At 44.6% G+C, this 13,616-nt stretch carries 9 protein-coding genes and 1 pseudogene; 5 read left to right on the top strand and 5 right to left on the bottom strand.

Annotated features, from left to right (window positions below; translation table 11 throughout):
• Positions 1-118: 118 nt before the first annotated feature.
• From BJP37_RS27250 to BJP37_RS45175, 3 genes and pseudogenes are all read right to left on the bottom strand, one after another.
• A complete protein-coding gene (locus BJP37_RS27250; RefSeq protein ID WP_075903552.1) occupies positions 119-1,429 on the bottom strand; it encodes an ATP-grasp domain-containing protein in 1,311 nt (436 codons plus the stop codon).
• Between the two features lie 49 nt (positions 1,430-1,478).
• Positions 1,479-1,661, bottom strand: a complete 183-nt coding sequence (locus BJP37_RS37545; RefSeq protein WP_143727825.1) for a hypothetical protein — start codon at positions 1,659-1,661, stop codon at positions 1,479-1,481.
• A 137-nt stretch (positions 1,662-1,798) separates the two neighbouring features.
• Positions 1,799-3,329, bottom strand: a pseudogene (locus tag BJP37_RS45175) (group II intron reverse transcriptase/maturase).
• A 32-nt stretch (positions 3,330-3,361) separates the two neighbouring features.
• Between BJP37_RS45175 and BJP37_RS42020 the strand changes: the two are divergent.
• From BJP37_RS42020 to BJP37_RS27230, 4 genes are all read left to right on the top strand, one after another.
• Entirely contained in the window at positions 3,362-3,562 is a 201-nt protein-coding gene (locus BJP37_RS42020) for a hypothetical protein (protein WP_214607779.1), read from the top strand.
• Positions 3,563-4,075: 513 nt separating this feature from the next.
• Positions 4,076-4,714, top strand: coding sequence for a hypothetical protein (locus BJP37_RS27240; RefSeq protein WP_075903550.1), 639 nt, complete (start codon positions 4,076-4,078; stop codon positions 4,712-4,714).
• Positions 4,715-4,796: 82 nt separating this feature from the next.
• Positions 4,797-5,801: a DUF1822 family protein gene (locus BJP37_RS27235; RefSeq protein WP_075903548.1), complete on the top strand. Its 1,005-nt coding sequence runs from the start codon at positions 4,797-4,799 to the stop codon at positions 5,799-5,801.
• Positions 5,802-6,051: 250 nt separating this feature from the next.
• Positions 6,052-8,439 carry a CHASE2 domain-containing protein gene (locus BJP37_RS27230; protein ID WP_081431348.1) on the top strand — a complete coding sequence of 796 codons (2,388 nt, stop codon included), beginning with the start codon at positions 6,052-6,054 and terminating at the stop codon, positions 8,437-8,439.
• An 11-nt stretch (positions 8,440-8,450) separates the two neighbouring features.
• Here the strand turns inward: BJP37_RS27230 and BJP37_RS27225 are convergent, their stop codons facing one another.
• Positions 8,451-9,662, bottom strand: a complete 1,212-nt coding sequence (locus BJP37_RS27225) for an RNA-guided endonuclease InsQ/TnpB family protein (protein ID WP_075903546.1) — start codon at positions 9,660-9,662, stop codon at positions 8,451-8,453.
• 1,099 nt (positions 9,663-10,761) lie between these two features.
• A complete protein-coding gene (locus BJP37_RS27220) occupies positions 10,762-11,472 on the bottom strand; it encodes a response regulator transcription factor (RefSeq protein WP_075903544.1) in 711 nt (236 codons plus the stop codon).
• A 681-nt stretch (positions 11,473-12,153) separates the two neighbouring features.
• On the opposite strand from BJP37_RS27220, the gene BJP37_RS27215 reads away from it, so the two are divergent.
• Complete coding sequence (locus BJP37_RS27215; RefSeq protein WP_075903542.1) at positions 12,154-13,578, top strand: NADP-dependent isocitrate dehydrogenase; 1,425 nt, start codon at positions 12,154-12,156, stop codon at positions 13,576-13,578.
• The last annotated feature ends 38 nt before the right edge of the window (positions 13,579-13,616 follow it).

The raw sequence follows: 13,616 nt of genomic DNA, 5'->3' as shown, positions 1-13,616 counted from the left end.
TTCTTTTGTTGTTTGTCAATGATCAATGATCATTGATCATTTTTAGTTGCCAGAAGACTCTGGCTAATCAAAAAGGACAAGGAACAAAAGAATCGTAACTGAGCACTGACGCACTCAGCTAGATGACTAGGTTAGGACGTCGTGACCCCTTCCTGGCAAGAGATACAGCTTGCTTTACTGCCTGATCTAAGTTGTCTGTAAAGTATACGGGGAGCTGAGCCAAACGCTGTTGAATCGAGTGAAAATTTGTCCCAACTAAACGGATCACAAGGTGAGGTCTCTCAATCCCAGAGGCTGATCGAGGATATTTGCCCTTAGATAACAGGTCTTGGTGATGGGAGCTAAGGGGATGACTGGTGGAATTTTGCTCCTGGTTCTCTGAATTGAGTACAGGTGTTTCCCAACTTTGACACAGTAGATAATTGGCAATCATCTCAGCTGCGGCATTGCTGGTAGCCCTATTGCTCAAGATATTCACTAAGACCACTTTAATCCCTTCGGATGTCGTTAGTTTTCGTAAAGCCTCTTGCAGTTCCTCTATCGCACCAGGAGTTATTGGCCAGTATTGGTTAGAGTTGATCGTTGGAACGAGATGACACTGTCTTGGTTTACCCTTTGCTTGGTATACCAGATCAACTGTTGTTGCAGCTAGACACATGCTGTTGCATATAATCCCGATGTTGCCTTTGAGATCACGACCTTTGAGATCACAACCATTGAAATTATGGCTTGAGTTAGTGAGCATCTGTTGGTAAGAACCGCTCTCAGCCATGGTCGATGTCAAGTTGATCAAATCCTGATGACGTCTCAGAGCCTTGTCGTTGATAGCAATCCTGCCATCAAGAGCCATGAGTTCACCAGTCGGGCTAACACCGAGGGGATTAATTTCCACTATGTCCAAATCTTTTTGGACAAAAAGTTGGTACATTTTATTGATAATCCCACTCACTGACTCAATCAGATTACCATAAAGTCCCATTTTGATGGCAAGACGCCGCCCATAGAAGGGTGAAAAGTTTTGCTCGACCACAACCTTTTGCATATCGCTGATCAAGGTTTTGGTGTCCATACGCCCTTGGGAAGAACCCAATAGGACAGGACGGGCCAAGTTGTAGTCTAGGAACACCGCTAGATAAAATTCTTGTTCAGCATTGTAACGGGATTCTGCTAGCAGTACTTGAGGATGCTTACCCAGAATCGGGAGTTTGAAAATTGCCCTAGCTGCTGCGATCGCATCGATGGTATTCTCTACACACCGGATCCGACGAGCTGGGCTATCTCCACAAGTAGATACTTGAGATTTGAGCACCACCGGATAGGGAATCTGTAATCCCTTGATGTCGGTAGGATGGTCAATGCGTTGAGCAGGCAAAACCGGAATGCCAATCTCACAGAATAATTCTTTAGCCTGATATTCTAACAGATGCATGATTCGCGAACAATCCTAAGCACGACGTTTCAAATCTTTTGCCACTTGGTTAATGCCGTAGAAACACTTCGGTGAAAGTGTCTAGCACCTGAAGCGGCCTTAAATGGGTTGTTAAAAACCGGAAAATTCTTCCCCCAGTAGCCCCTAGGTAGGATAGGTAGAAGGGAAGCAGGTGTCGATCGCTGTCTTGATGCAGTCGCTCATGGGGGAAACCCCCAAGACCGCGCTGCATCGCTTTAAACGCCATCAGTAAATTAGAGTCGATGCCCGGGATTAGCCGGGGCACCTCTCCTTCAAATCCGTACGTGAAGGTTTCCCCTCATACGGCTCCTAGATATCCTAGTCTTATCGCCGTTCGCGCAGCGTGGCCTACGGCCAAAGGCGACGCTTCGCGAACGACTTGCCCCCGTGAATATATTGGTGACAACTTTGGTGAACAGCCATGAGGTTGTTTTTCTTCCAGTTGTTGTGATTTCCATCAATGTGGTGGAGATGTACTCTTTCTTCATCAATGAATCTCAGTCCGCAATATCCACAGGAATGGTTCTGCTTTTTCAAAGTTTCTGATGTAGCATCGGAGTAGAGTTGGGAATTTCTCTGGCTCCAATAGACTAGGTCTCCGTCATAGGGGGACTTAGTCCCTTTTACCATTACGTGTTTGTTCTGTTCATACCCCACTGCGGGGAAGCCTTTCTTGCATAATTTATCGGCCTGATACCGGTTTACCTTCTTTTCTCTACGGAATTTCCGGTTTGCGGTGTTGTTCATGAACCATAAACTATCTCGGGAACTGCTCATGTCGCAGTATTTGTGGTAATTCCTCCATCCACGTACGATAGGGGCTAGTTTCTTGGCTTTTACTTCTGCACCATAATTCGAGTTGTTGACTATGGCTTTGATTTTCTTACGGATAGCTCTGTGATTCTCCACTGAGGGAGTGCAGTGGAACTTTCCGTTTAGTTTGACACGCATGTGCCATCCCAGAAAATCGAATCCGTCTGTCGTTTTGGTTATCTTGGTCTTTTCTTCGCTGATTTCCATCCCGCGTTCCGCCAAAAATTTCTTGATTTTATTCAATACTTTTTCGGCATTATCTTTTGGCTTGAGAAATATGACCATATCATCCGCATATCGGACGCTTGGGTGTATATCCTCTATTCCGTCAAGTGCGATATTGGCGAGTAGTGGGCTGACTACACCTCCCTGTGGGGTTCCTTGCTCAGGAAATTCCAGGTCAACTCCGGCCTTAAGGCATCTGAATATCCCAGTCTTCAAACTTGCTGGTGCAATTAACCTGTCCATGATGGACTTATGGGAAATGCGGTCGAAACACTTTTTAATGTCTAGTTCTATTACTCTCTTTTTGATGCCATTCCCATGGGCGTTCAAGTTTTGAAATACATGTTTTTGGGCATCGTGTGCGCTTCTGCCGGTTCTAAACCCGTAACTTCGGGCGTGGAATGTGGCTTCGTGTGCTGGTTCGAGAGCAAATTTTGCGCTTACATTGCCATGCTCTGTCTGAGATTGTTGGTATCTTGAGCATTCTTACTTTCCCATTCTTTTTAAGGATTGGGATTTCACGAAGACTGGAATGATGCCAGTCGAGGGCGCTTTGCCTCATGGTTTCAAGTACCTCTAATCTTTCCTTGTAATTCAGTGCAGTTTTTCCGTCGATACCGGCGGTTTTCTTGCCCTGATTGAGTTGTGTTACTTGACGGATGGCCAATATCTGTGCTGAACGAGATTTCAGTATCAGTTTCTGTAGAGACCGAGCTTTCCTCAAGTCACCAACTTGAACCGCTTTATACACGCGCTTTTGTAGGCGGAAAAGGTTCTTCCGGAGTTGCTTCCAGTTTTGTCCTTTCCAAAGGTCACTAGATTTTTGTCTGTGTCTACCCATACTCTCCATTGGTTTGTGTATTCTGAATACCCGTGCCCAGTTTTGAGCACATCTTACCCGATGGTGGGGATTGGGCTTGGCATAGCTTACCGAGGTTTCGACCGTTCCTCAGACCCATATTTGACCATCGTTTTTACTCGTTCCATCTTCCAGATTATTTTGATGATTTAGGACAGTCCATTTTGCCTATCCTCTTCTCGGAGATTACGATTTGCAATAACAAACAACCGTGAGAATGAGAGGATGCCATACACATGTTTTGTTCAGATTGTGTTGGTGTGCTAAGACACTTTTTTAGGACTTGTTTACCCGTGTCATCTCCTCATTAGCGGTAGGGAACCTATCTGTTTCAGTCCTAATCCCGCCCTGGTGCCAGCGTCACTCTGTAGGTTGCCGCCTACTCGGTGTGGCCAGATAGAGAGTCACTTGTCTCCTCAAGGGATGGGTTTTCACCATCATCCGGTAGATAGTTAGGATTTTGGGGAGTTTTCCTCGCTAATCCCCTAGCTCATACCCCTCCAGAAACTGGAGGCTCCTAGCTAGAACGAGCCGCACGTTTTTAACACATCATACCATTACTGTCAATAGATCAATACTGGACTGGCTTAGTCTTAACCAAAACTCCGAGTATCCTGGAGTAGTTCAGATTACAGACCTGAAGCTGACCCGACCTAAGATATACATACTGATGTGAACATAGTATTTTCGGAAAAAGGCAATATCAGCAAAGGCGGAGCGGACGCATTATGACTCAACTCTATGAGCAGCTCAACCAGCTAGTGACGGCAGCATGTAGTCATCCACCTGGAAGCGCTCACCGTCAAAGAAACTTAACAAAAATTATTCGTTTAATCAGTAAGAAACTTTGGCAAGAACATAGTCCCTACTATCAAGACGCACTCCAACAAACCTGGATTTACTTTTGCCAGAATATTTGCGAAGGCAAAACCGGTAATCCCTACGACTCTAGCCGTGGCAGTGTGGTCACTTGGCTCAATTTTTACTTGAAGAAACGACTCCAAGACTTTCGCATCAAGACCATAGACGGACAAGCTAAGACAGTATCTGCTAGCAAGGGTAAAAATGGTGAAAACCTTGACCCGATCAATAGTGTGGCAGCTCCACCGGACGTGCCTACGTTACTCGAAGATATAAGGGAATGGGTGGAAACGGCGGCTGTTGATAGTGATCTACGCACTACCCATATTAAAGGTCATCAAGAGGTCACCTGCCAAGTCTTAATTTTGCGACGCTTGCCTCCAGAAACTAGCTGGAAAACCCTATCCGAAGAGTTTAATGTATCAATTTCTACATTAAGTAGCTTTTATCAGCGACAATGTTTGCCCCGTTTGCGTAAATTTGGAGAATCGGAGGGATATCTATAATAGGAGGTTCCTTAAAAAGACTTACCTTAACCTTAACCTGCTTGAGTCAAGGTGTTCACATCAGTACAGAAACACAATTCCTATGACCTACAACACCCATAACCTAGAACAATTTGCCCTTCCTCTGCCCATTACTAACAATGCACGCAGCCGTGCTGAGCAATTTGCTAGGCAGCAGCCTACCCCTCAAAAAGCTGAGCAAGTTCGACTCAACACCTTGGCTGTGTTGGTTGTCAATGATTACATGCAAATGATGGGCATGCCTACAGATTTAAAAGCCTCAGACAGCTGGAACCCTATTATACGCCTGTTAGCTAATGTGGCAGACTTGGAAATATCCGGTATCGGTCGTATCGAATGCCGAGCAATCAAATCCCAAGATTCCGTTTGCCATATTCCCCCGGAAGTTTGGTCTGATCGGATTGGGTATGTAGTTGTTCAGATTGATGAACAATCCTCGGAGGGAACAGTGTTGGGATTTACTCCAACTGCTGATACCGAAGAGTTACCCATTAGTCAACTACGACCTGTTGACGATTTAATCGATCGCTTTCATCCACCCATGACACAGGTAACCCCCAAGCCTGCTGCTGTTGCCCACAGAACAAGGGTAAACTTGAGTCAATGGTTAGACAATGTGGTTGAAACTGGTTGGCAAACTCTCGAAAGCTTGGAAAACTTGTTAAACCCACCCGAACCAATTTTCGCTTTCCGCTCTGCTGGTCTAGACTCAACTGAGGCGTTACCCCTAGAGGAAAATCTTGATGTGGGCATTAGGCGGGCTAAGTTAATCGACTTAGGGCTATTGCTAGCTGGTTCCCCCGTGGCTTTGGTGGTGGAACTTGTGCCAGAATCTGAACTCAAGCAAAATATTCGCCTCAAGGTATATCCCACCGGCAGTAAAACCTATTTGCCTGCCAACCTCACCCTCACTGTGCTGGATGCATCCGGAACAGTTTTTCTTGAAGCCCAAGCCAGACAAATCGATAATTACATTCAATTGCAGTTTAGTGGTGTACCAGGAGAGCAATTTAGTGTCGAAGTTGCCCTTGGCGATGCCAGGATTATTGAGGATTTTACCATCTGATCCCATAGTGTGGCCTACCGCCAATCTAGGAATTATCGAATTTAGCCATCGACACACCACTGAAAGCGTTATAATTCAAAGTCCTTCGGGAATAGATCGGTTATCTGGTGTCTTGTTTGATATCAGTTTTGATATCACTCAGTGGTCAATCCTCAGACACCGATACACCCTCTATAAACCTATATAAACCTCTATAAATAGGTAAAATTAGGAGACAAATCACATCTGCAACACAAGTGATCCATGACCAATGACCAATAACACGCGAAGTATTGGTAAATTAGTTGTCTTAAAGATAGGAGATGGTTGTTTTGACAAAGGGTTTCCAGTCACTTTACAGATTTGGGAAGAGGGCAAAAGACCCTTGTTGGAAATCACTGGCAGGCTACCTCCTGCTCCTGAAATTCTGCAATCGTGCCAAAGTTGGACAACGAGTTATCACAGTTTGGGGTTACGTTCCCGTCTAGAAGCATCAGTGGTACAAGTGACGAATGTATCTAAACTGGAACGGTGCTACAATGCTGCCCAAGTCTTAGGCGATCGCTTAAATGCTTGGCTATCTTCAGAGCCATTTCGACCGATTAAGGAGAAATTACTCGAACAACTATCACCCTCCGATGAAATCCGTCTAATTATTCAAACCGAGAACAGTTGTTTACGGCGACTGCCCTGGCATCTGTGGGATTTTTGGGAACGCTATTCCAAGGCTGAAATTGCTTTAAGTGCCTTAAAGTTTGAACCAGCCAAGGGAAATCCCAAGCCCCACGCCAAGGTGAGAATTTTAGCAATTATTGGCAATAGTATTGGTATTGATACCGAAGCGGATCAGAAGTTGCTACAGCAATTACCTGATGCTCAGCTCACGTTCCTTATAGAACCCAAGCGCCAGCAAGTCCATGAAGCCCTTTGGGAGCAATCCTGGGATATCCTCTTTTTTGCTGGACATAGTTCCAGTAAAAACGATGGAGAGACGGGTCACATTTATATTAATAAAACCGATAGTTTAACCATTAATCAGTTAAAGTTTGGCTTAAACAGAGCAATTGTAAAAGGCTTAAAAATAGCGATTTTCAATTCTTGTGATGGCTTGGGTTTAGCCTCGAATCTGGCTAATTTATACATTCCCCAAATTATTGTGATGCGAGAACCGGTACCCGACCGGGTTTCACAGGAATTTTTGAAATATTTTTTAACCGCTTTTGCTGGGGGGCAGTCTTTCTATTTAGCAGTGCGGGAAGCTAGGGAACGATTACAAGGGATAGAAGATGAGTTTCCTTGTGCAACTTGGTTACCGATAATTTGTCAGAATCCCGCCGCCAAGCCACCGACTTGGGAAGAGTTGAGGGAAAGTGTTCCGGTACCACCTCCACCTCCACCTCCACCTCCACCTCCACCTCCAATCCCACCTCCAATCCCACCCCTGACCTTCGTCAAGGTATTAGTGAGCAGTTTGGTAATTACATGCTTTTTGGTAGTTATACAGCAGCTTAGTTTACTGCAAGGTTTGGAGTTGAAAGCCTTCGACCACCTGATGAATCGAAGACCAGCGGAGTTTCCCGATTCCCGTCTGATAGTGGTAGAGGTTACTGAAAAAGATATTAAAGCTCAGCAGTCGGATTTAAGACTAGGTACCTCCTTATCAGACCGATCACTCAAACAACTGTTAGAGATACTTAATTCCTCTCAAGCCAAAGTCATTGGCCTAGATATTCATCGTGATTTTTCTGTAGCGCCAGACTACCAAGATTTGGGAACGCTCCTACAGGAAAGCGAGAATTTGGTTGCAGTGTGCAAAGCCAGTAATGAAGACGATCCAGGAATTTCACCACCGCCAGAAGTTCCGAAACACAACTTGGGCTTTAGTGATGTTGTAGCTGACCGAGACGGGGTGATTCGTCGCCATCTGTTGGCCTTTAACCCTGATCCAACATCAGTTTGTAGTGCTTCTTATGCTCTGAGTACCCAGTTGGCCATGCGGTATCTAGTGGCACAGGACATCTTTCCCACGTACACCGATCAAGAATACTTACAGCTAGGTGATGTAGTCTTTACACCCTTAACCAAGCATACTGGCAGTTATCATAACCTGGATGATTGGGGACACCAAATCATGCTGAATTACCGTTTTCACAAATCTCCAGAGGATTTTGTTCACCAAGTCACTCTCTCTGAAGTTCTAAACGGTAAGATCAATCCTGATGCCTTCAAGGGAAGAATTGTTCTGATCGGCGTTACTGCTCCCAGCCGTGAGGATTATTTTTTTACACCCTATAGTAAAGGGAATGATATAGAGGATCAAACACCAGGGGTAATTCTCCATGCCCACATGGTAAGTCAGATTCTCAGTGCTGTTTTAGATCAGCGACCCCTGATACAAGATTGGCCCGCATGGGCTGAAGTAGTGTGGATTTGGGGTTGGTGCCTAACGGTTGGTCTGGTGTGTTGGCGCTGTAAATCATCCATACGTTTGGGTGTGTTGCTGTTGGCTCTATCGATTCTCTACGGGTCCTGCTTAGGTCTATTGAAACAAGGCTATTGGGTACCATTAGTCCCCTCAGCCTTGGCGGTGGTGGTTATTGGTGGTTTTATTGTTCTGTATGATAAACCTTCACCATATCCTCTAAAATTGGTCAATTGACACTCCCCGTCCTAAAGGAGCGGGGATTCTTCTCTCAACGACTCAGCTTGCTGAACCTGGTCGGAACCAAGAACAGTAGAGGCTAAATCTCCTGAAGCGTTCGGGTCGATGACCCAAGTTCCGACGTGCCCCGTCGTACTTATAGCTCTATTTCGGATATTAATGGCGGCATTGTGATCTCTGTCTAGTTCACATCCACATTCACAGACGTGAGTCCTAGTAGATAGAGATTTTTTGACAACTTCGCCACAGTCAGAACAATTTTGACTGGTGTAGGCAGGATTTACTGCAACAGTCACCCTGCCAAATTTAGTCCCAAAGTGCTCCAACCATTTCCTGAATTGATACCAACCTGCGTCGTTAATAGACTTGGCAAGGCAATGATTCTTGACTAAGTTCTTAACTCTTAAATCTTCGTAGGCGACCAAATCGTTAGATCGGATTACGCAACGTGCAAGTCTCTTTGCATGTTCCTCACGCTGCCTACTTATTTTAAGATGTTGTCTCCCCAGCCTATTAACCGCTTTCCTCCGGTTGGATGAGCCTTTCTTTTTCCGGGAAACCCGGCGTTGATAAAACTTTAAACGTCTTTCACCTTTTCTGTAAAATCGGGGATTAGGTTCAGAATGACCGTTGGAGTCTGTATAGAACTCTCTGAGCCCTACGTCTAATCCGATCATTTCGCCTGTGTGCTCCACTTCCTCTTTTACGTTGACTCCAACGCAAAATTGAACGTAGTACCCATCAGCTCGTTTGACTATCCGGACCCGATTGATTTGTTTTTTGTCGAAACGCCACAATTCCCAGGTACCTTTAAGCTTGAGTTTTCCGATCCCCTTCTTGTCCGTGAACGTTATAGACTTCTTGTCAGGGGATAACTTCCATCCTGATTTTTTATATTCGACAGAGCGAGCACGTTTTTGGAATTTAGGAAAACCCTTCTTCCCTGGAACTTTCTTCTTGCAGTTATCGTAGAAACGAACAATCGATGACCATGCCCTCTCAGAGGCAGCCTGACGGGCAGTAGAGTTCAGTTCATTGGCAAAAAGGAATTCTTTGGCAAGGATTTTAGAATACCTACTAAGGTCACTTTTTCCTTTCCCTTTGTTGTCTAACCACAAACGAATGCAACTGTTTCGAATAAATTTAACTGTCCGGATAGCCTCATCTATGGCTGAATATTGGGAGTCTTTACCTTTTGCTTTGAACTCTATAATAATCACCGAATATCGACCTAATTTTATATATTTTTATACTAACATAATTTTATAAAAATGTCAATTATGAGTTCAAAAAAAAGCCTTCCATTGTTCGCGCAGCGTGGCCATAGGCCAAGTTACCGTAAGATAGTGGAGCCTTTATGGTCGGCAGGCCGTGAAAAGGGTTAAGGCTATTGTTATAAGGCTCCACAATAAACAGGTTTCTATCCAGCGAAGGACGGGGCTTTAAACCCATTATTTTCGGTAAAAGATTTTCGAACCATTGATGGAAGACGACATCAGTTGTGGGTAGTATTACTTATAGTCATCATGAGAACAATGAATGGATACTTGGTTTAGCATGCTTTGGGGGATTTCGCACAACGGCATCGACAAGCCAAAACCTAGATCTTGAAGATCCCAAAAGGGTGCCTATCATCTTACTCGACCATTTGCCTTTGGGCTTATCTGTCAGCGATTTCAGCCAGGAGGGAAGATCACTCACTAAACCTCTTGCAAAAATATTTTGAGTTACAATAGAAATTTTTGGGAAAATTAGGTCTATTGTGTACTAGGCTTATATATAAAGAGAGTACAAAGCAAATTGGTTAGTCTTAAGCGTAGACTAAATCAAAAATCACTAAGCTTTCTATCATACCACGAAAGACTTTTGCAAGAGGTATACTATTGTGTCGAACAACCCTGGTGGTCTGGTGTGACTTCAAGTCTCTTGGCTGATCCGGATATCAATAGACTTTGCGGCAGTTGTCGGGAACAGCGAATCTGCGGATCACCGGAACAGTGGACAAGAATTGACGCAAACACTATCAAAAAAATACTTTTGCAAGAGGTCTAATACAGTACAGGAATTTTGCCAATTTGAACACCTATTGCCCAAAATGAGACTTGCTGGGTAGACCGAAGACTGATTGCGGAAGAAGTTGAAAGTTGATACCTTATAGCTTAAGGGGTTAGCTTGTCGTCAGTAAGCAGTCATAAAATTGGCTGATGGGTGATAGCTGATAGTAGAATAAAAGCTCAGTTGATGTCTGTTGGAATTATAAATACAAGGCAGCTCTGTCAAAATCGAAGATTGACCAATAAACCCGATTTTTCCCCATGTCTACTCCTTAGGCCTTTTGTATCCCTGCTCATAGGCAAAGCGCACCAATTGGCTACGATTATGTAGTTTCAACTTATGGAGTATGCTACTGAGGTGAGTCTGAACAGTACGAGGGCTGATAAATAGGCGATCGCTTATTTCTTTGTTGGTTAACCCCTGAATAACTTGCCAAAATACTCGTTCTTCTGCTGGTGTCAAGGGTAGAGGTTGAGGTTTTGCCCCTACCGGAGCAAAAGTCTTAGAATTCTCAACAGCTGTTGGTGTTGAGAATTGGTTAGCTAGATGGCCAGGAGCTATAGCAGTAGCTTGCTGCATCAACCGAACAATTTCAGCATGGATACGGTGCGAGCGCTCTAGCAGTGCTTCGATTTTTGCCTCTAGTTCTCTAGGCGCAACTGGTTTAGTTAAATAATCATCTGCTCCCATAGAATGACCATTAATACGGTCTTCTAATTCTGCTTTGCTAGACAAAAAAATAAATGGCATCAGCCTACCATTGGGAATGTTTCTCAGACGACGGCAAAACTCTAGACCATCCATTTCCGGCATAAGCACATCAGAAACTACCAAATCAGGTGGATTTTTGAGACAAGCTTCCAAGGCTTCAGTTCCCGAACACACTTGTTCTACCTGGTATCCCCGATGTTCCAGGTAGCGCTTCAAAAGAGTTAGCAGGGTTTTATCATCGTCAACAACTAAAATCTTTTTCATATTCTTTCTGGAGCCACCTTTTCTAAAAACACTCCTGCCAATTGGTCATGAATTGATGCTGCTGCCATCTGGCTGGAAGTCTATGAAAGGCCCACTGAGACAAACAATACACCATATCTTTTGAACGGAATTCGGTTGACCATAGGCAGCATCTATGCTAATAACACTGTAAGTTTCGGTGTTGAAGCCCTAACTATTGACACATCACCCAAGCAATTTTTTAGGAGCGATGGCGCTGCACAAAGCAGCCTTGGCTGACTGTTGTAAAACAGTTGAACACCTTCCTATTACAGGAGAACTTAAGCTATAGAACCCCTATTTCAGCATAAAGGCTGATTTCAAACAGTTGAGCCATGGTGTAATAACTTCATCAAAGCTTTGAACTTGAACTACGTTCACTCATGCTAATACCCAGAAATGGGAATTTTCGGGAAGAAAGATCAACAACTACCTGCTCTTTCTGCGACTCTTGCCCTGTCAAGTAGTAATAATCTTAATGAGAAGATTAACTAGGGTAGATTTTTTGCCATCCCCCTATGGATAGACTTTACCTCAACTACCATCTACCTGGGGTTGATCAGCAAAAAAGCTTAATGTCTCAAGCCCAGTGCAGGAGATCTGGTAGTTTTCTGACAATAGGTCTATTGCCAACTTCCATCTGACATTCATTGAAACTACTTTATGTACGATAAAATCTCCCCTTGCCAGACTGGTTCTGCCATTACCTACAAGGATGGTCAACCCATTGTTCCTGACAACCCAATTATTCCGTTTATTCGCGGAGATGGTACTGGTGTCGATATCTGGCCAGCTGCCCAGAAGGTAATTGATTCAGCAGTCCAATACGCCTATGGTGCCGATCGAAGCATCAGCTGGTTTAAAATCTACGCGGGTGACGAAGCTTGCGAAAAGTATGGTACTTATCAGTATTTACCCCAAGACACCCTCAATGCCATCAAAGAATACGGCATTGCTATCAAAGGACCCTTGACAACTCCCGTGGGTGGTGGTATACGCTCTCTAAATGTAGCCCTGCGGCAAATTAATGACCTCTATGCCTGTGTGCGTCCCTGTAAATACTACCCAGGAACCCCCTCTCCCCACAAAACTCCAGAGAAACTGGATGTGATTGTCTATCGGGAGAATACAGAAGATATCTACTTGGGTATTGAATGGCCCAAAGGAAGCGAAGTTGCTGAAAAATTGATTACTTTACTCAATCAGGATCTAATCCCAGCCACTCCAGAACATGGCAAAAAACAGATTCCCTTAGATGCTGGTATTGGGATTAAACCCATCAGTAAAACTGGCTCCCAGCGTTTAGTACGCCGCGCCATCCAACATGCCCTCAGGCTACCTAAGTCTAAGCAGATGGTGACTTTGGTACATAAGGGGAATATTATGAAGTACACCGAAGGCGCGTTCCGGGACTGGGGTTATGAACTAGCAACCACAGAGTTTCGAGCAGAATGTATAACTGAGCGGGAATCTTGGATTCTCAGCAACAAAGAGCAAAATCCTGATATTACCCTGGAAGAGAATGCTCGCGCGATTGAACCGGGTTATGATGCCTTGACCCCAGAAAAACAGGCGAAAGTGATCCAGGAAGTAGAAAATGTCCTTAATTCCATCTGGGACAGCCATGGGCAAGGTCAATGGCAAGATAAGGTGATGGTAAATGACCGGATTGCGGACAGCATTTTCCAACAAATCCAGACTCGACCAGCGGAATACTCTATTCTAGCCACAATGAATCTCAATGGTGATTACCTATCTGATGCTGCTGCTGCTATGGTTGGTGGATTAGGTATGGGTCCAGGAGCGAATATTGGTGACACCTGTGCGATTTTTGAAGCCACCCATGGCACAGCTCCCAAACATGCGGGTCTAGACCGGGTAAATCCAGGCTCTGTGATTTTATCAGGAGTGATGATGCTAGAGTATATGGGTTGGCAAGAAGCTGCTGATTTGATTAAGAAGGGGATATCAGATGCGATCGCTAACCGGGAAGTTACTTATGACCTAGCCCGGATGATGACTCCACCCGTAGAACCTCCCCTGAAGTGTTCTGAGTTTGCTGAGGCAATCATTAAATATTTTAGTTGACACTTGAGTGTCTTAAGTTGGTAACCCGATCAACAGAG

Origin of the sequence: Moorena bouillonii PNG, assembly GCF_001942495.1 — a bacterium.
Lineage (GTDB): Bacteria > Cyanobacteriota > Cyanobacteriia > Cyanobacteriales > Coleofasciculaceae > Moorena > Moorena bouillonii.
The sequence above is the reverse complement of the archived record's forward strand: the minus strand, read 5'-3'. Positions and strand labels throughout refer to the sequence as shown.

Bases quoted from the DNA above. Each gene is read 5' to 3' on its own strand.
- BJP37_RS27240 (WP_075903550.1), top strand. From the start codon at position 4,076: ATGACTCAACTCTATGAGCAGCTCAACCAGCTAGTGACGGCAGCATGT.
- BJP37_RS27220 (WP_075903544.1), bottom strand. From the start codon at position 11,472: ATGAAAAAGATTTTAGTTGTTGACGATGATAAAACCCTGCTAACTCTT.
- BJP37_RS27235 (WP_075903548.1), top strand. From the start codon at position 4,797: ATGACCTACAACACCCATAACCTAGAACAATTTGCCCTTCCTCTGCCC.
- BJP37_RS27215 (WP_075903542.1), top strand. From the start codon at position 12,154: ATGTACGATAAAATCTCCCCTTGCCAGACTGGTTCTGCCATTACCTAC.
- BJP37_RS37545 (WP_143727825.1), bottom strand. From the start codon at position 1,661: ATGCAGCGCGGTCTTGGGGGTTTCCCCCATGAGCGACTGCATCAAGAC.
- BJP37_RS27230 (WP_081431348.1), top strand. From the start codon at position 6,052: ATGACCAATAACACGCGAAGTATTGGTAAATTAGTTGTCTTAAAGATA.
- BJP37_RS27250 (WP_075903552.1), bottom strand. From the start codon at position 1,429: ATGCATCTGTTAGAATATCAGGCTAAAGAATTATTCTGTGAGATTGGC.